Source organism: Nonomuraea sp. ZG12, assembly GCF_052068115.1.
Taxonomy (GTDB): Bacteria; Actinomycetota; Actinomycetes; order Streptosporangiales; family Streptosporangiaceae; genus Nonomuraea.
Map to the genome: position 1 here is coordinate 1010983 of NZ_JBQHCW010000002.1, position 17779 is coordinate 1028761.

The window sequence follows — 17779 nt, forward strand, 5'->3', positions numbered from 1 at the left end:
GTCTCAGAAGAGCACGGACATGAAGGTGTCGACCTCGGTGAAGCCCACCTTGCGGTAGACCGCCCGCGCCGAGCTGTTGTAGTCGTTGACGTACAGGGTGACCACGGGGGCGAAGCAGGCGAGCGCGGCCTCCACCACCGCCGCCATGCCCGACACCGCGTAGCCCCGCCCGCGCAGCTCGGGGTGCACCCAGACGCCCTGGACCTGGCAGGCCTGCGGGGTGACCGCGCCGATCTCCGCCTTGAACACCACGCGCCCGTCCTCGATGCGCGCGTACGACCTGCCGATGCGGATGAGCTCGGCCACCCGCGTGCGGTAGAGGGTGCCACCGTCGCCGAGGTTGGGCGAGACGCCGACCTCCTCGGTGAACATGGCCACACAGGCCGGGAGCAGGACGTCGAACTCGTCCGGCTTCACCCTCCGCACCAGCGGGTCGGCGAGCACGGGCGCCGGACGCGAGGTGGCCATGACCGGCTGCGCCCAGCGGATCGCGCGGGCCTGTCCCCAGTGCGGCTCCAGCCGCTCCCACAGCTGCCCGACCGCCTCGACGGGCCCCACGATGGACGAGCATCGGCGGCCCTGCCGTCGAGCGCGGTCGGCGAACGCGTACACCGCCTCGGGGCCGGCGTTGACCGGCACGAGGTTCGCTCCGGCGTAGCAGAGCGCGGTGAGGGCGCCGCGCGGCCCGAAACCCCACATCTGGCCGCCGAGCCGGGCCGGATTGAGCCCGACGCTCTGCACCCGGGAGGAGACGAAGACGTTCGCGACCGGGTCGGTGTCGAGCAGAGCGAGCACCTCGTCCCGGTCGCTGTCGTCGAGGACACGCGACGCCGATGTACGCAGCATCACATGGTCAGACTACGCGAACGGCAATCGATTAGCTCATCTCGCAAGCACCTCGGTGAGCCTTTCGTGACCTGGCGCCCTTCCTGACACCATGTGCGTCGCCGGCCGGGGCTTCGGCACCGCCTGGCAGCGCGTTCCGTGCGGCGGCACCGTGCCGTCGGTGAGATAGGCGAACAGGTGGCGGTCCACGCACCGGTTGCCGCCGAGCGCCACCCCGTGGTTGCCGCCGGACTCCACGACCATGCGCGCGGTCGGGAAGTGCCTGCGCAGATTCACCGCCCCCAGGTACGGAGTCGCGGCGTCACCGCGCGACTGGAGCATCAGGATCGGCGGAAGACGCCGGGATCCCCGCACCTCCACCGGCGTGCCGCCCTTCACCGGCCAGAACGCGCACGGCGCGTTGAACCAGGCGTTCGGCCAGGTCAGGAACGGCGCCCAGCGGTGCACCCTGGTCATGTCGGCCCGCCACTTCGCCCAGTCACGCGGCCAGGCGGCGTCGCGGCACTGGGTGGCGAGGTAGACGGCGTAGCCGTTCTCGTCCTCCGCGTCGTTCTTGCCGTGCTTGTCGTAGGCGGCGATCAGCGGCTTCGGGTCGCCCTTGCCGACGTAGGCGGACCAGGCGGCGGCGAGCTCGGGCCAGACCCGGTCGCTGTAGCCGCCCACGGTGAAGACGTCGTCGAGCTCGCTGGCGCCCACCACCCCGCCCGCCGGCCGGTCGTGCAGCCGGGCGCGCATCGCGTTATAGGCGAACCTGGCCTGCCTGGTCGTGCTGCCGAGCCCGTAGACGTTGTGGTGTCCGGCCGTCCAGGAGAGGAAGTCGCGGTGCCTGTTCTCGAACGCCCTGTCCTGCTTCAGGTTGGCCTCGTACCAGACGTCCTCGGAGTCGACGGCGCTGTCCAGGGCGAGACGCTTGACCCGGTCGGGGAAGAGCGTGGCGTACACCGATCCGATGTAGGTGCCGTAGGAGTAGCCGAGGTAGCTGATCTGCTCCTCGCCGAGCGCGGCGCGGATGACGTCCAGGTCCCTGGCGACGTTCTCGGTGGTCATGTGCGGCAGCAGCCACGACCAGAGGTTCCCGCACCGGCTGGCGTAGTGGGCCGCCCGGCTGAGCAGGACGTTCTCCTCGCTGACGCTGCGCGGGACGGCGTCAGGACGCGGCGCACGGTAGTAGACCTCCGGGTCCACGCACCGCAGCGTCGGCTGGCTCGCCCCGACGCCGCGCGGGTCGAACCCGACCACGTCGTAACGCTTCCTCAGCTCCGCCGGCAGCATCGCGGCGACGTAGCGGGCCAGCGTGCGCCCGGACGCACCGGGACCTCCCGGATTGACCAGCAGCGTGCCGAGGTGGTTGCCGTCCCGCGACGCCGTACCCTTGACCCGGTTGATCGCGATCTTGATCGAATGTCCCATCGGCTCGCGATGGTCGAGCGGCACCCGTACGGTGGCGCACTCCGTCGCCACGGCCGCGGGCTCGCCGCCTCCCTCCTGCTCGCAGGGGCCCCACCGCACGCTCTCGGCGAGGCTCGGCTGCACGGCGGGACCCCGCGCCACCTCCGCCACCGCGATCGGCACCACCCCGACGACCAGCACTGCGGCCCCGGCAACCAGCCCGACAACCCTTTTCACCCGGCTCCTCCCCCAATTCCTTAGGCGAGGAGATACTGCCGTAAGTAGCGGCGTGATGACGGTGCGTATGGAGAAAATCTTGCCGTTCCGAGATCACCCCATGGCCGGGGCCGCGCGCCAGACGACCGACTCCGGCCCCTACCGGGGGTCGGGGACGAGCAGGACAACGGCACCTCGGGCGCCTCGGGGCTGGTGGCGAGCAAGGCGTCGTCCGTCCCGATACGACCGACGACGTCCACGGCTCGCCGCCGTTGCGGCTCCGCGGACTCGCCGCCGTAGGAAGTCCGCGGACTCGCCGCCGTTGGGGCTCCGCCGGCTCGCCGCCGTTGGAGAGACCCGCCGGTCAGCCGACGGTGACCTGCGCGCCCGGGGCCTCGTCGTCGTCCAGGTCGACGTCGACGCCCATCTCCTCCGCCAGGCGCAGCGCCTCTTCGATCAGGGTCTCCACGATCTGCGACTCCGGGACGGTCTTGATGACCTCGCCCTTGACGAAGATCTGCCCCTTGCCGTTGCCCGAGGCCACACCCAGGTCGGCCTCGCGGGCCTCACCGGGGCCGTTGACGACGCAGCCCATGACCGCGACCCGCAGCGGCACCTTCAGCCCTTCGAGGCCGGCCTGCACCTGCTCGGCCAGGGTGTAGACGTCCACCTGGGCACGGCCGCACGACGGGCAGGAGACGATCTCCAGGCCGCGCTCGCGCAGGCCGAGCGACTCCAGGATGGCCGCGCCGACCTTGACCTCCTCGACGGGAGGCGCCGACAGCGAGACCCGGATGGTGTCACCGATGCCCTCGGCCAGCAGGGCGCCGAACGCCACCGCGGACTTGATCGTGCCCTGGAAGGTGGGACCGGCCTCGGTGACGCCGAGGTGGAGGGGGTAGTCGCACCTGGCGGCCAGCAGCCGGTAGGCGTTGATCATGACGACCGGATCGTTGTGCTTGACCGAGATCTTGATGTCGCGGAAGCCGTGCTCCTCGAACAGCGAGCACTCCCACAGCGCGGACTCCACCAGCGCCTCAGGGGTGGCCTTGCCGTACTTCTGCAGCAGCCTCGGGTCGAGGGAGCCCGCGTTGACGCCGATCCTGATCGGCACCCCGTGGTCGGCCGCCGCCTTGGCGATCTCGCCTACCTTGTCGTCGAATTTCTTGATGTTTCCGGGGTTGACGCGCACGGCCGCGCAGCCCGCCTCGATGGCGGCGAACACGTACTTCGGCTGGAAGTGGATGTCGGCGATCACCGGGATCTGCGACTTCCTGGCGATGATCGGCAGCGCCTCGGCGTCGTCCTGGGACGGCACGGCGACGCGCACGATCTGGCAGCCGGAGGCGGTCAGCTCGGCGATCTGCTGAAGGGTGGCGTTGATGTCGGCGGTGACCGTGGTGGTCATCGACTGCACGGAGACCGGCGCGTCGCCTCCCACGGGCACGTTACCGACCATGATCCGGCGGGAGTGGCGGCGTTCGGCGAGCGGCTTGGTGCGGACCGTCGGGATGCCGAGTGCTACAGAAGACATTTCAACCCTTGAGTTCGACGACGCTATCAGTCTATGGAGCTAGCGGGACTGCCCAGCTGTGAGTTCGGACGCACGGGCGCGGGCCCAGGCGTCCGCGGCGAGCACCTCGTCAACCGATCCGGCGGCGGTGACCTGGTGCTCCTCGACGACCTTGGCCACCGTGTCGACGATCGCCAGGAACGGCAGCCCGCCCCGGATGAACGCCTCCAGGCACGCCTCGTTGGCCGCGTTGTAGACGGCGGGGGCGGTGCCGCCCGCGCTGCCGACGTGCCTGGCCAGCGCGACGGCGGGAAAGGCGGTGTCGTCGAGCGGCTCGAAGGTCCAGGTGTGGGCGGTGGTCCAGTCGATCGCCCTGGCGGCCCCCGCGACGCGCTCGGGGTGGCCGAGCGCGAGCGCGATGGGCAGCCGCATGTCGGGCGGACTGGCCTGAGCGATGGTCGAGCCGTCGACGTACTCCACCATCGAGTGGATGATCGACTGCGGGTGCACCACGACCTCGATCCGGTCGAAGCCGAGGTCGAACAGCAGGTGCGCCTCGATCACCTCCAGTCCCTTGTTGACCAGGGTGGCGGAGTTAATGGTGATCATCGGGCCCATCGACCAGGTGGGGTGGGCCAGCGCCATCTCGGGGGTGACGTCGGCCAGCTCCGCGCGCGTCCTGCCCCTGAACGGCCCGCCGCTGGCGGTGACGACCAGCCGCCTGACGGCGTCGGGGTCGTAGCCCTGCGGCCCGGAGGCCCACAGGCACTGCTGCAGCGCCGAGTGCTCGGAGTCGACCGGCAGGATCTGGCCCGGCTTGGCCAGCCGCTTGACCAGCGGGCCACCGATGATCAGCGACTCCTTGTTGGCCAGTGCGAGGGTGCGGCCCTCCTCCAGCGCGACCAGCGTGGAGGTCAGCCCGAGCGCGCCGGTGATGCCGTTGAGCACGGTGTCGCACGGCCAGGCGGCCACCTCCGCGACCCCTTCGGGACCGGCGAGCACGACAGGGTTCGCGCCGTGCGCGGCGAGCGCCTCCTTCAGGGCGGGCACGGCGGCGGGATCGGCCACCGCGACCACCTCGGCGCCGGTGGCCGCCGCCTGCCCGGCGAGCAGCTCGATCTTGCCGCCTCCGGCCGCGAGCCCGGCGACCTTGAACCTGGCGGGCTCGGCGGCGATGACATCGAGGGCCTGCGTGCCGATCGAGCCGGTGGAGCCGAGCACGACGACGGAGCGGGGGATCTGTTGACGCACCCGTCCATTGTCGCCGCTGCCACGGGCGGCCGGACACCGGGTGGCCGCTTGGACAACGTCTGGGACCCCAGGTATTCCAGTTAATAAATGCCCAAATATCGCTATATCCGAATGCATCGATTGCGAGAAATCGGGATATTGGCGCCGCTACCTTCCAAGCTCCGATTCGGTCCCGGGAAGGTATGTAATGCGCCGCGAAGTCGCTCTGCTCTCCATCCTCACCCTCACCGCCGGGGGCGCCCTGTTCCCGGCCTCTCCCGCCCTCGCCCATCAGAAGCCCGAACGCCAGACACCTGAACGCCAGGCTCCGGAACCGGCCCAGCGAGCCGCCGCCGACTCCGCCGGCGAGCGCGACGCCGTCCTGCAGTTCTGGACCCCGCGGAAGATGGCGACGGCACGGCCCCTCGACGTGCCCACGGCCAAGAAGGGAGTCAGGCTGACCGCGAGCTCCTCCCGGCCGAGCACCGGCGCCGCGTGGAGCACGCCGCCGACCGCCGCGGCAGGCGTACGGCTGAAGCGCGCGCCCAACAGCGGCGGCTCCCCGTGGACCGGCGCGGGCGCGGTCGTGAAGACCACCGGACGGGTGTTCTTCACCACCCAGGGCCGCAATTCCTCCTGCTCGGGCTCGGCCGTGACCAGCCAGAACAAGAGTGTGGTGCTCACCGCCGGCCACTGCGTGAAGCTCGGCGGCGCCTTCCACACCAACTGGGTCTTCGTGCCCGGCTACGACGCGGGCGCCCGTCCACACGGCACCTGGGTGGCCACCCGGCTGCTGACCACCCCGCAGTGGAACTCCGGTGAGGATGTCAACTTCGACGTCGCCGCCGCCGTGGTGGCCCCCTTGGCGGGCAAGGCGCTGACCGACGTGGTGGGCGGCCAGGGGGTGGCCTTCAACCAGGCCAGACGCCGGCAGATGTACGGCTTCGGCTACCCGGCGGCCGCGCCGTACGACGGGTCCAAGCTGATCTACTGCAGCGGCCGCGCCTTCGACGACTTCCTGCTGTCCAGGAGTCTCGGGCTGACCTGTAACATGACCGGCGGTTCGAGCGGTGGTCCATGGATGCTGAATTTCGACGAGTCGACGGGACTCGGGACACAGAACTCCGTTAACAGCTTCAAATACAACTTTGCTCCGAATTGGATGTTCGGCCCATATTTCGGGACAGAGGCCCAAGCGGTCTATCAAGCCGCGCAGGGTGCCGACGCACTCTGAGTTTTTTACTGAAAGTAGTCACATAAACACATGTCGTAGTGCACACTCGGGGGTCATGACCGTGAGCACCCCCTTGATCGCGGCCGTGCCGCTCGTCGCGGGTCTGCTGGGCCCCGCTCTCATCGGTGCGACCTCCGAGCAGCACCTCGGCCACGCGCCCGAGACCGCCCAGACGACCGCCCAGGCGGCCACCCCCGAGGCGGCAGCCCGTAAGGCGGCAGCTCCCGGGACGACGGCCCGAAGGACGGCGGGCGGCGGCGACGTCATCGAGCACGTGGCCGCCCGTGGCAGCGCCGACCACCAGCGGGTGCTCGACTACTGGACCCCTCAGCGGATGGCCGACGCCCTGCCGATCAGCCTGCTGGACATCGTGACCAAGGGCGACGGCCTGCTGAGCGGCCTGACCGGCAAGGCCGGCCTCGGCACCGCCCCCGACCTGTCCAACGGCACCCTGTCCAGCGTCCCGCTCGCGGGCACCTCACGATCCGGGGACCACCGCGACGACGGCACTGAACAGACGGGACAGGCCGGGCAGGCCGGGCAGGCCGGCCAACCTGGACAGTCCGGGCGGGCCGGACAGCCTCACCAAGCCGGGCAGCCGCGTCACCAGTCGGCCAGGCCACTGACCACCACGGCGGGCTCCCGCTGGCCGATCGGCGGCGCGGTGACCAAGACCACCGGCCGTGTCTTCCTGACCATGGCCGGGGCCGACTTCGTCTGCTCGGCCAGCACCGTGAACAGCGCGAACCGCGACCTGGTCGTCACCGCCGGCCACTGCGTCAAGGACGGCAAGGGCGAATGGGCGGAGAACTGGACGTTCGTCCCCGGCTACGGCGTCAGCGGCCGCAAGCCGTACGGGCAGTGGACGGCACGCCGGATGTTCGTCGCCGGGCCCTGGTCACACTCGGCCGACGACAGCTACGACGTGGGCATGGTGGCGCTGAACCCCTCGGGCGGCAAGCACGTCGCCGACGTGGTGGGCACCCAGCGGATCGCCTTCAACAGCGCGCGCGGCGGCCACGCCTACGGCTTCGGCTATCCGGCCGACCCGCCCTACGACGGCGAGCACCTGGTCTACTGCGCGGGGCGGCTGCGCGACGACCCCTATGGCGACACCCGCGACCAGGGCCTCGGCTGCGTCATGACGGCCGGGTCGAGCGGCGGCCCGTGGATGTCGGCCTTCGACGCCGCCACCGGCAAGGGCACGATCACGTCGCTGAGCAGCTTCAAGTACAGCAACGACCAGCGCACGATGTACGGCCCCTTCCTCGGCGACACCGCCAAGAAGCTCTACCTGACGGCCGAACGAGCCTGAGCGGCCTGCGGTCAGGTGCTGCGGTGCGCCTGCTGGTGGGTGCGCAGATCATCCATGTAGAGAGCCAGCAGGGCGCCCTCGTCCGCCAGTGTGGAGAACATGACCTGCCGGCGGAGCTGGGCGATCGAGAGCAGCTTGTCCACACCCGCCCACGACCAGCTGAACGGCCCCGGCTCCCACAGCTCGTCCAGCGACAGCTTCAGGTGCAGCTCGCGTATGTCGTCCTGGGACCACACCGGGCGCACCGCCACCAGATCCACCAGGCTCTGCCACTCGGCCAGCGCGCACTGCGAGCGCCAGAGCAGGGAGTAGCTGCGCCACTCGGTCACCACGTCCTCGTGCCCGGGCATGAACTCGCTGGCCCGCAGCTCGGGCGCGCACGCCAGGGCGAGCACCATGAGGTTGGCCGAGTAGTAGGCGTACCTGCGGTGCGGGCCGGCGATCCACGGCCGGTAGGCGGCGATCGAGGAGTCCTCCCGCGCGTCCAGCTCCCTGAACAGCCGCAGCACCACGGCCCGCCACCGCTCGCCGTCGTGCACCAGCTCCTGCAGGAACGCCACCACGGGCAGCCGCGAGGAGATCGTGGCCCAGGACAGCAGCGTGCGCAGCAGCCCGTCGTGAACCCCGGTGAGCGCCAGGCTGGACTCCTGCGCCACCAGTTCGCCCATCAGCGAGGCGAGCAGCCGGGCGATGAGGAACTCGCCGAAGGTGGCGTGCAGGAACTCGTAGGTGTGCAGCACCTCGTCGTCGCGGACCGCCTGGGCCCGGTGCACGAAGAAGGACCGGGCGAGCGCCTCGTGCCCGGCGCTGAGCGGTGTGGCGAGCCCGGGTGTCCGGCGCTGCTCGGGCAGCAGCACGTCCAGGTCGGCGTCGACCTCCTCGGTGGTGGCCCACTGCCGCCCCCGGTTGAACATCGACGCCGCCACGAACGACAGCCGCAGCAGTTCGCGCTCCACCAGCCGCCCCACCTGGTCGGGCGGGTGTCTCTTCTCCAGCGCGCGCTCGGCGAACCTGGTCATCAGCCGCTCGTACAGCTCCGCCTGTCCCAGTGTGCGGGTCTCACGGCGCAGCGCGTTGCCGTCGGCGTCGTAGAAGGCGAGCATGAGCAGCAGCAGCGGCTGCCTGGCCAGGTGCCGCTGGGTCAGCGCCACGTCGAGGGTGAAGGGCTCCAGCCCGGCCGCCGAGAAATAGTCGGCGTTGACCGCGTTCCACACCTCCAGCCACGTCCGCATGGCGGTGGTGCCGAACGGCTCCAGCCGGGCGACCACCGTGCCCTCGGGCAGCCCCGCCCTGTTGGCGACGGCGGTACGTGAGGTGACGATGACCGCGACCGCCCGGCCGGCGTCGGCCTCGCGGTGCTGGAAGCGGGCCACCTTCATCAGATAGTCCGACTGGCGCACCCCCGTCGCCTGCAGTAACTCGTCGAACCCGTCGAGGATGACGACCGGCAGCGCCCCGTTCGCCGACCTGGAGATGGCGGGCCACTCCTGCCGCTCGCCGCTCAGGTGGTAGACGGCCTGCTCGATCTGCTCCTGGATGCCGGCGGTGGCCGACACCTCGCGCAGCGGGACCCGTATCGGCAGGAAGGGGGCGTCGCGCAGGCGCGCGGCGAGCACCTTGCTGAGCACCGACTTGCCCGACCCCGGCTGGCCGAGCACGATGAGCGGCACCTCGCCGGCCGCCGAGGCCGTGAGGAATCCCGACAGGAAGACGGGCAGGTCGGAGCGGAGCTCGTGCCCCTCCCACCACTCCTCCACGCTCGGGTCGTCACCGGGGGCGATCTCCGCCGCCCTGAAGCGCGGGGTCACGTACGCCTGGGCGAGCGTCGGCAAGCGCATGCCGATCGGCAGGTCGCCGGTCTCGGCGATCGGCCGGACCAGCGCCGCCTGGTGCAGCCGGTCGAGCGTGGCCAGCCGTCCGGACAGTGTCTCGCCGGACGCCACCAGGGAGATGAGCCGTTCGAGCTCGGCCATCCCGGCCAGGCTCGGCTGGTGGTCGGCGATCCCCGCCCAGAAGGCGAGCTCCGGCACGTCGTGGGCGAGGGAGCGGTAGCGGTCGGTGTAGCGGAGCACGGCCCGCTCGACCAGCTCCTCGCCGTAGGCGGCGGCCGTCCGCTGCCGGGCGTGCTCGTCGAGCCGCGCCCAGAGGTCCAGCTCCTTGACGAAGGCGAGCAGCTGCCCGCCCAGCGCGAGGTAGTAGCCGCGGATGGCGGCCACGGCCTGGGCGAACGGCCGGTGCGGCGCTGGGCAGAGCGGCGCGGCCAGGTCCCAGAAGTGCCCGACGTCCCTTTGAGGGACTTCCAGCCCGCTCTGTGCGAAGGGCAGGTCCAGGGTGCCGAGGGCCTCGAAGTAGGCCGTCACGACGAGGACGGCGTGCGCGGCCTCGAACCGGTCCGTACGGGAGCGCCAGGTGCTGCCCGGCCGCCAGTCGCGCCAGCCGGCGAGCAGGTCGATCCCCACTTTGACCAGCTCGTTCCTGGCCTCCAGCACTCCGCCGACGGGCAGGAGCGGGTCACTCGCGGCGCCCTGAAGGGCGTCGAGCACCGGGTCCGTGCCCCCTAGGGAGCGCACAGCATCGACGTATCGGTACTTCTCTCCCATAGACGTTCATCGTCGCACAGGGCGACCTTTTTGCTCAGAGGGAAATTCCCGTCAGAACCATCACCTTCTCGTAAGTTAGATCATCCATCGCCGACCGCAGCCCTTCGCGCCCGATGCCGGAGTCCTTGACCCCGCCGTAGGGCATCTGATCGGCTCGATAGGAGGGCACGTCACCGATGATCACGCCGCCGACCTCCAACTCCCGGTTGGCCCGGAAGGCCGCGTCCAGCGACCGCGTGAACACGCCGGCCTGCAGGCCGTACCTCGAGTCGTTGACCATCGCGTAGGCCTCGTCGATCGAGGCGGCGCTCTGCAGCACCATGACCGGCCCGAAGACCTCCTCGCTACGGACCTTGGCGTCGCCCGGGACGTCGGCGAGGACCGTGGGCGCGAACGTGGCGCCCTCCCGGGTGCCGCCCGCGAGCACCTTCGCGCCCGCGTCGACGGCCTCGCGCACCCACTCCTCCACCCGCTCCGCGGCGGCCTCCGAGACCAGCGGGCCGACCTGCGTCTTCTCGTCGGCCGGGTCGCCCGTGACGAGCCCGCCGACGGCCGCCAGCAGGCGCTCCACGAACGCGTCGTGAACCGGCCGCTCGACGATCACCCGCTGTACGGCGATACAGCTCTGGCCCGCCTGGTAGTTGGAGTACAGCGCGATGCGCTGGGCGGCCCAGTCCAGGTCGGCGTCGGCCAGCACCACGGCCGCCGCGTTGCCGCCCAGCTCCAGCGTCACGTGCTTGCGCGGCACCTGGTCGGCGATGGCGTAGCCCACCGGCGCGGAGCCGGTGAAGGAGACCACGGGCAGCCGCGGGTCGTCCACCAGCGCGCCAGCTCGCTCATTGGGGATCGGCAGCACCGAGAACATCCCGGCGGGCAGCTCGGTCTCGGCCAGGATCTCACCGAGCACCAGCGCCGACAGCGGAGTGGCCGGGGCCGGCTTGACGATGATGGGCGCGCCGACCGCGATGGCCGGGGCGACCTTGTGCGCAACCAGGTTGAGCGGGAAGTTGAACGGGGTGATCGCCAGCACCGGCCCGTAGGGCACGCGGGAGACGTAGGCCAGCCGGCCGGTGGCAGCGGGCTCGGTGTCGAGCCGCTGCACGTCACCCGACCAGCGGCGGGTCTCCTCGGCGGCGAAGCGGAAGGTGGCAACGGCCCGGCTCACCTCGCCGCGCGCCCAGACGATCGGCTTGCCGTTCTCGGCGGTGATCAGATGGGCGATCTCGTCGGCCCGCTCGGCCAGCCTGCGCGAGACGTGGGCCAGCGCCTCCGCCCGCACGTGCACGGGAAGCGCCGCCGCCTGCGCGCTCACTGCGTGAGCAGCGGCGACTGCCTCCTCCACGTGCGCGTCGCTCGGCACGGAATGCCGGCCGACCGCTCGACCGTCGTGGGGATTGGTCACGGTCAGCTCGGCGTCGCCGGTGGCGGGGCGCCCGGCGAGCCAGAAGGTACGCACGTCCATACCCATGACGTTATGCCAAGCCGAAGGAGGGGGACTTACACCAGGGTGCACAAGAGTGCTCTCTGGCCCCTCCGTTAAGTACAAGCCCGTTTGTATACCCACCATGTAACAGAAGTAGGCCTAATTCGGGATGTTTACCATGCGGGGCGGTTTGAAGGTTCTCCGCCATGGCTAAGTCACGGATGCGGGTCCCTCAGCGCGGCGGGGCCCACGAACAGAAAGGCGTGGGCCCATGACCTCCTCGGCGCCGCTTGGGCTTCAAGGCGCCTACCTGTTGGGCGAACGGGCCGGCCATGACGAGCTACGTTCCAGATTGCTGGACGTCGCCGTGAACCTGCTGATCAGCGATGGTCCCGACAGTCTGACTATGCGCCGGATCGCCACCGAGGCCGGATGCACCACGACCGTCATCTACACGATGTTCGGCAACCGGGAGGGCCTCGCGGAGGCTCTCTATCTGGAGGGATTTGAGCGCTTTCGTCGCTTTCTCGAAGCGGCTCCGCAGCGCAGGGACTCCCTCGAACACCTCCGGGCACTCTGTCCCGCCTACCGCCAGGCCTGCCTGGCGGAGCCCGGCTACTACAGCCTGATGTTCGAGCGGGCGATCCCCGGCTTCGAACCCAGCGAGCGGGCCAGGACCCTCGCTCGCGCGGCACTCAACATCTTCGACCGGGTGATCGCCGACTGCATCTCCGCCGGGCACCTCATCCCCACCCAGCCCCGCAAGATCGCGGACGCGCTGTGGGCGGCGGCCCAGGGCGCCATCAGCCTGGAGCGGGCGGGACACCTGCGCGACGGCCGCACCTACGAGGCCGTAACGACGGCGACCATCTGCTGCTACCTGGTCGAGAAGAACTGACGCCCGCGTGGCGCTGTCCCCAGCGCCACGCGCCAGCGCCGTACTGCCTCCAGCACCACGCGCCAACGCCGTACGTCAGCGCCGCGCCGCCTCCAGCGCGAACCACAGCTCGGCACGCACGCCCGGATCGTCGAGATCGCACCCCAGCAGCTCGGTCACCCGCTTCATCCGGTACCGCAGGGTGTGCCGGTGCACGCCGAGCCGCTGCGCGGCCGCGTCCCAGTGCCCATTGCTGTCCAGGTACGCCCGCAACGACGCGATCAGATCGGCCCGCGGCCCGTACGCCACGAGCGGAGCCAGCCGTGCCGCCGAGAACGCCCGCGCCGCGGCCGGTTCCAGCAGCGCCATCAACCCCTGCCCCGCCAACTCCCCGAACAGCACCACCCCACCCCGACCAGCGCCGTACGCCTGACACGCCTGATCGACCCCCGCCCGCAAACCCTGGTACCCGCACGGCGAACTGACCCCGACGCCCCCGCCGACCAGCCCCGCCACCTGCCTCCCCGCCTGCTCCCCCACCAGCACGACCACCCCGGCCCGCCGCCCAGCCCCCGTAGCAGCGCCATCCCCGGCCCGCTCGGCTCCTTTGGCGAGGCCGCCTCCGGCCCGCTCGGCTCCCGTGGCAAGGTCGCCTCCGGCGCGCCGCTCTCCCGCCGAGGCGGGTCCTTCGCCGGGCCGCTCGTCTGACCGAACTTCGGGCAGGGCGGCTCCCGCCTCCGGCCCGAGGCGTGCGGCGAAAGCCACCGCCTCCACCTGCTCCAACGCCTCCTCGCCGACGGCCAGCACCACGAACGGCTCCTCGGGCAGCCTCCTACCGACCGGCCCGAGCACCGCCCGCGCCTCCCCCTCCGCACCCGGCGCGCCGGACAGAAGCAGACGCAGTACGGCGTCACGAAGGCGCCGTTCGGCCTCCAGTTGGGCCCCGCCCTGTTCCAAGGCCAGAGTGAGCAGCGATCCAGCGGCGTTGACCACCGTGTGCGCCACGGGCGAGAAGGCCCGCGCCACCCCGACGGCGAAGAACCCCCGCGGCCGCACCCCACCCCCGAGAGGCTGCACCACGATGTGCTCACCGGGCCCGGCCAAAGCCAAGCTCGCCGGAAACCGCCGCCCACTCCCCCGCACCCCCGCCGAGGCCTGCGCTCCCGCCGCCACCCGCACTCCGGAGGCCCCAACCGCAGAGGTCACACCCAGCCCCGGCCCTACTGTCCCGGAGGTCACACCCGCCCTTACCGCCGCCGTCCCCGGCACATCTGACATTCCCGCAGCGCCCACAGTGCCCACCGCACCCGCCGACCCCGCCATACCTGCTGAGTCCGTCGCGCCCGCTTCACCCGCTTTATCCCCTGCGGTCGCCGTACCCTCTCCGCTCGCTGCGCCCGCTTCACCCACCGCTCCGAGCGTCCCCACGCTCCCCGCCCCCGGCGGAGGGTCGGCCGTTCGGCCTGCGGTGAGGAAGCGGGTGATCTCGGCCGTGACCACGGCGGCCTCGGCGCCAGGGGTGGCGTGTCGTACCTGGCCGGACTCGTCCAGCAGGATCGCCCAGCCGCCGGTCTCCTTGGCCAGCCGGTCGATGACCGCGTGCATGCCCTCGGGGCGCAGGGCGGCGCGGGTGAGCCGGCCCTGGGCGGCGAAGGCGCGGGTGATCTCGTCGTACTGCTCGGCGGCGAGCAGCTCGCTGACCAGCTTGCCGATCGCGATGAACGGCGTCTCGCGCGGCACCTCCAGCAGCGGCAGCCCCGCCTCGGCGGCGGCGGTCACGAGCCCGGCCGGGATCTCCTCGTGGAAGAGTCCGACACCGAAGCCCAGCCCGGCCACCCCCCGAGCCACCAGCCGGGCGACATATCCGGGAAAATCGTCCCCCAGCCGCATCCCAGTGGTGAGCAGCAGCTCATCCCCCTCCAGGAAGGGGGCCGGATCCTCCAGCTCGCTGACCGCCACCCACCGCACGACCGAGTCCAGCCCGCCGGCGACCGGCACGAGCCGCATCCGCCGCACCACGGTCCGCAAGGAAGGCGCCATCGATTTTTATCCATTCCGGCAGAGATAACCCCTTATAGTCTGACATATCGACATATCGGAGCTGAGAGGCGGCCACCGTACCGTCAAGCTCATGAGCATTCCTCAGGAGCGCCGCCTCGTCACCACGATCCCCGGCCCGAAGTCGCAGGAGCTGCTGGCCCGCAAGCAGGCGGCCGTCCCACCCGGCATCGGCGTCACGCTGCCCGTCTTCGTGACCCGCGCCGGCGGCGGCGTGGTGCAGGACGTCGACGGGAACTCACTGATCGACTTCGGCTCCGGCATCGCCGTGACGAACGTGGGCAACGCCGCGCCCAAGGTGGTGGAGCGGGTCCAGCGGCAGGTCGCCGAGTTCACCCACACCTGTTTCATGGTCACGCCGTTCGAGTCGTACGTCGAGGTGTGCGAGAAGCTCAACGAACTCACCCCCGGCGACCACGAGAAGCGGACGGTGCTCCTCAACAGCGGCGCCGAGGCCGTGGAGAACGCGGTCAAGATCGCCAGGCACGCGACCGGCCGGCAGGCGGTCGTCGTGTTCGAGCACGGCTACCACGGCCGCACCCTGCTCACGATGACGCTCACGGCCAAGAACATGCCGTACAAGCAGGGCTTCGGCCCGTACGCGCCCGAGGTCTACCGGGTGCCGCTGGCCTACCCGTTCCGCTGGCCTACCGGCCCCGAGAACTGCGCCGAGGAGGCGTCGGCCCAGGCCATCGACATGATCACCAAGCAGATCGGCGCGGAGAACGTCGCCGCCGTGGTGATCGAGCCGATCTCCGGCGAGGGCGGCTTCATTGAGCCGGCCAAGGGGTTCCTGCCGAGGATCGCCGACTTCTGCCGCGCCCACGGGATCGTGTTCGTGGCCGACGAGGTGCAGACGGGCTTCGCCCGCACCGGTGACCTGTTCGCGTGCGAGGACGAGGGCGTGGTGCCCGACCTCATCTGCACCGCCAAGGGCATCGCGGGCGGGCTGCCGCTGGCGGCGGTGACGGGGCGCGCGGAGCTGATGGACCGGGTGCACGTGGGCGGGCTCGGCGGCACGTACGGCGGCAATCCGCTGGCCTGCGAGGCGGCGCTGGGCGTGCTGGAGACCCTCGCCGAGCAGGACCTGGTCGCCAAGGCGCGGCGGATCGGCGAGATCATGCTGCCCAGGCTGCACGCGCTGCGGGAGCGCTTCGACGTGATCGGCGACGTGCGGGGGCGCGGCGCGATGATCGCCATCGAGCTGGTGATGCCCGGCTCGAAGGAGCCGAACCCGGCGGCCGTCCAGGAGATCGTCAAGCGCTGCCACGCGGAGGGGCTCCTGGTGCTCACGGCGGGCACGTACGGCAACGTGCTGCGCTTCCTGCCGCCGCTGGTGATCGGTGAGCCTCTGCTGGAGGAGGGCCTGGGCATCCTGGAGAAGGCCATCGCCAGTCTGTAGAAAACCTGTCGAATCGGGCATCCGGCTTGTGGCTGGATGCCCGATTTGTTGATGTAACACGTCCTGTCCGTGGAGAGAATTCACTCTGACTTGACGCGCACCTGGACGATCACGGATGCGGTCAGGGTTATAACGGATCCGGTATGAGGACGGACGATCGCTGCGGGGAGCGTGATGAACTGGGGTCCGATCAGAACTGCACGGGACATGTTGACGTTCGACCCTGAGGGCATGAGCGCCGCGCAGCGCGAAGGCGACGCCTGCGTCGTCTGCCAGAAGAGGTGGCCGCGACCTCGGGTCCGCGTGGGCCGCTTTCCTGACGACATGGCGGCGCTGGCCTGCGCCGACTGCGCCGAGGCGCTGCTCCCGGAGCCGCTGGCCACCGTGGTCGCCTTCCCTTCACGCTGAGCCGGCGAGAAGACGAGCCGGACAAGAGCGAGACGCCTCGGGGCGGGGGGAAGGCCCGAGGCGTCTCAGCAGGTCGCACCCAGCGGGGGACGGGTGCGCCCGCGGCACTTCAGGTGGGGATGACCAGACCCCACTCATTTCATAAGTTCGCGCCACCTTTCGGTCCAGGCGTTGTAATCAGTGCATTCCCCATCTGGTGGCAGGCAATCCCCGGGAGGACGCACGGCGAAGGCGATGTGGTCCAACCGGTATGACTTGGTCGTCGCGCCGTACGCCTTGCACACGTCTCTGGCCCGGCCCTTGCACGCCTGGGTGTTGGCGGGGGCCAGCCCGAGCCACGCGGCGGCGTCGCGCTGGGAGCCGGCCTCGGCCATCCGGTTGAGCCAGCGGTAGGCGCAGTCGGTGTCGGTGACGTTCGCGGCGAGCATCCACGAGTCGACCCACCCGGTGGTCTTGCGGGTCTTGACGGCCTTGACCGGGATCTTCGCCTTCTGGAGCAGCAGGCGGTGGTAGGGCGTGGCCTGGGCGTAGTCGACCGATCCGGTGGCGAAGCCCTTGACCAGGTCGAGGTCGTTGGTCCAGTAGGCGCGGTCGTCGTAGCCGGTCAGCCGCTCGGCCGCCTCGTCGAGCTGGGAGGCGGTCAGCTCGAAGGGCCGCTCCACCGCGTCGTCGGCCAGCGCGGCGTCGGCGAGGGTCAGCGGGCTGTCCTTGAGCATGACCCGGTCCGAGCGGAGCACCTCACCCAGGCCGCCGCCCCTGACCCTGCGGGAGTCGTACAGGAACTCGTGGAAGCCCCACAGGAACGGCACCCCGTGCACGGCGTCGGTCTTCGCGTCGGTCATCAGCTCGCGCAGCGGCTTGGCCAGGTCGCCGTAGTCGTCGATCTTGGCCGTGTCGATGGGCTGCACCTGCTTGGCCTCGATCATGGCGGCCGCCAGCGCGGGCCCGGCCGAGATGACGTCATAGGACCGCTCGCGAAGCCTGGCGGCCATCTCCTCGGGCGTCCGCACGGTGTCGAGGCGGGCGACCCGGCAGCCGGTCTCCTTCTCGAAGGGACCGGCCCAGTTGGCCTGCGGGCTGGTGCCGCCGTACTCGGCGTAGCCGCGGTAGGTGAGGATCTGCAGTGTGCCGTCGCTCTGCGTGGGGCTGGCGCTGGGTGAGACGCTGGGGGACGGCTTGGGTGACGGCCCCGCCGCGCCCGTCGTGGCGATCAGGGCCGCGGCGGCGAGCGCCACGGCGGGGATGCGAGGGCGATACACGTCCCGAGC

At 70.8% G+C, this 17779-nt stretch carries 13 protein-coding genes; 5 read left to right on the forward strand and 8 right to left on the reverse strand.

Annotated elements, in window-relative coordinates:
• Positions 1–3: 3 nt before the first annotated feature.
• The 4 genes from ACTMTF_RS11710 to dxr form a co-directional block, all read right to left on the reverse strand.
• The gene (locus ACTMTF_RS11710; protein ID WP_397009786.1) at positions 4–846 is read right to left on the reverse strand and encodes a GNAT family N-acetyltransferase; all 843 of its coding nucleotides are present in this window, start codon (positions 844–846) and stop codon (positions 4–6) included.
• A gap of 36 nt (positions 847–882) precedes the next feature.
• Positions 883–2472: an alpha/beta hydrolase gene (locus ACTMTF_RS11715; RefSeq protein ID WP_441110611.1), complete on the reverse strand. Its 1590-nt coding sequence runs from the start codon at positions 2470–2472 to the stop codon at positions 883–885.
• Positions 2473–2815: 343 nt separating this feature from the next.
• On the reverse strand, positions 2816–3985 hold the full coding sequence (gene ispG, locus ACTMTF_RS11720; protein WP_397008893.1) for a flavodoxin-dependent (E)-4-hydroxy-3-methylbut-2-enyl-diphosphate synthase: 1170 nt from the start codon (positions 3983–3985) through the stop codon (positions 2816–2818).
• 39 nt (positions 3986–4024) lie between these two features.
• Positions 4025–5215 (reverse strand): 1-deoxy-D-xylulose-5-phosphate reductoisomerase, encoded by a 1191-nt coding sequence (dxr, locus tag ACTMTF_RS11725; protein ID WP_397008891.1) that lies wholly within the window; start codon positions 5213–5215, stop codon positions 4025–4027.
• A gap of 187 nt (positions 5216–5402) precedes the next feature.
• Here dxr and ACTMTF_RS11730 point away from each other — a divergent pair, with 187 nt between their 5' ends.
• Complete coding sequence (locus ACTMTF_RS11730) at positions 5403–6428, forward strand: peptidase (protein ID WP_441110612.1); 1026 nt, start codon at positions 5403–5405, stop codon at positions 6426–6428.
• A gap of 55 nt (positions 6429–6483) precedes the next feature.
• Positions 6484–7743 (forward strand): trypsin-like serine peptidase, encoded by a 1260-nt coding sequence (locus tag ACTMTF_RS11735; RefSeq protein ID WP_441110613.1) that lies wholly within the window; start codon positions 6484–6486, stop codon positions 7741–7743.
• Between the two features lie 11 nt (positions 7744–7754).
• Here the strand turns inward: ACTMTF_RS11735 and ACTMTF_RS11740 are convergent, their stop codons facing one another.
• Positions 7755–10343 (reverse strand): NACHT domain-containing protein, encoded by a 2589-nt coding sequence (locus ACTMTF_RS11740; RefSeq protein ID WP_441110614.1) that lies wholly within the window; start codon positions 10341–10343, stop codon positions 7755–7757.
• Between the two features lie 34 nt (positions 10344–10377).
• Positions 10378–11805: an aldehyde dehydrogenase family protein gene (locus tag ACTMTF_RS11745; protein ID WP_441110615.1), complete on the reverse strand. Its 1428-nt coding sequence runs from the start codon at positions 11803–11805 to the stop codon at positions 10378–10380.
• Between the two features lie 232 nt (positions 11806–12037).
• On the opposite strand from ACTMTF_RS11745, the gene ACTMTF_RS11750 reads away from it, so the two are divergent.
• On the forward strand, positions 12038–12664 hold the full coding sequence (locus ACTMTF_RS11750; RefSeq protein WP_397008881.1) for a TetR/AcrR family transcriptional regulator: 627 nt from the start codon (positions 12038–12040) through the stop codon (positions 12662–12664).
• A 75-nt stretch (positions 12665–12739) separates the two neighbouring features.
• Here ACTMTF_RS11750 and ACTMTF_RS11755 read toward each other — a convergent pair whose 3' ends face one another.
• Positions 12740–14683, reverse strand: a complete 1944-nt coding sequence (locus ACTMTF_RS11755; protein WP_441110616.1) for a PucR family transcriptional regulator ligand-binding domain-containing protein — start codon at positions 14681–14683, stop codon at positions 12740–12742.
• 91 nt (positions 14684–14774) lie between these two features.
• On the opposite strand from ACTMTF_RS11755, the gene gabT reads away from it, so the two are divergent.
• Positions 14775–16103 carry a 4-aminobutyrate--2-oxoglutarate transaminase gene (gene gabT / locus ACTMTF_RS11760; RefSeq protein WP_441110617.1) on the forward strand — a complete coding sequence of 443 codons (1329 nt, stop codon included), beginning with the start codon at positions 14775–14777 and terminating at the stop codon, positions 16101–16103.
• Between the two features lie 231 nt (positions 16104–16334).
• Positions 16335–16511, forward strand: coding sequence for a hypothetical protein (locus ACTMTF_RS11765; RefSeq protein WP_397008875.1), 177 nt, complete (start codon positions 16335–16337; stop codon positions 16509–16511).
• Positions 16512–16645: 134 nt separating this feature from the next.
• Here ACTMTF_RS11765 and ACTMTF_RS11770 read toward each other — a convergent pair whose 3' ends face one another.
• Complete coding sequence (locus ACTMTF_RS11770) at positions 16646–17770, reverse strand: hypothetical protein (RefSeq protein WP_441110618.1); 1125 nt, start codon at positions 17768–17770, stop codon at positions 16646–16648.
• Positions 17771–17779 lie beyond the last annotated feature (9 nt).

What these genes read in the sequence shown, in the direction of transcription:
- ACTMTF_RS11710 (WP_397009786.1), bottom strand. Translation starts at nt 846, where the DNA reads ATGCTGCGTACATCGGCGTCGCGTGTCCTCGACGACAGCGACCGGGAC.
- ispG (WP_397008893.1), bottom strand. Translation starts at nt 3,985, where the DNA reads ATGTCTTCTGTAGCACTCGGCATCCCGACGGTCCGCACCAAGCCGCTC.
- ACTMTF_RS11730 (WP_441110612.1), top strand. Translation starts at nt 5,403, where the DNA reads ATGCGCCGCGAAGTCGCTCTGCTCTCCATCCTCACCCTCACCGCCGGG.
- ACTMTF_RS11735 (WP_441110613.1), top strand. Translation starts at nt 6,484, where the DNA reads ATGACCGTGAGCACCCCCTTGATCGCGGCCGTGCCGCTCGTCGCGGGT.
- ACTMTF_RS11740 (WP_441110614.1), bottom strand. Translation starts at nt 10,343, where the DNA reads ATGGGAGAGAAGTACCGATACGTCGATGCTGTGCGCTCCCTAGGGGGC.
- ACTMTF_RS11745 (WP_441110615.1), bottom strand. Translation starts at nt 11,805, where the DNA reads ATGGACGTGCGTACCTTCTGGCTCGCCGGGCGCCCCGCCACCGGCGAC.
- ACTMTF_RS11750 (WP_397008881.1), top strand. Translation starts at nt 12,038, where the DNA reads ATGACCTCCTCGGCGCCGCTTGGGCTTCAAGGCGCCTACCTGTTGGGC.
- ACTMTF_RS11755 (WP_441110616.1), bottom strand. Translation starts at nt 14,683, where the DNA reads ATGGCGCCTTCCTTGCGGACCGTGGTGCGGCGGATGCGGCTCGTGCCG.
- gabT (WP_441110617.1), top strand. Translation starts at nt 14,775, where the DNA reads ATGAGCATTCCTCAGGAGCGCCGCCTCGTCACCACGATCCCCGGCCCG.
- ACTMTF_RS11765 (WP_397008875.1), top strand. Translation starts at nt 16,335, where the DNA reads ATGAGCGCCGCGCAGCGCGAAGGCGACGCCTGCGTCGTCTGCCAGAAG.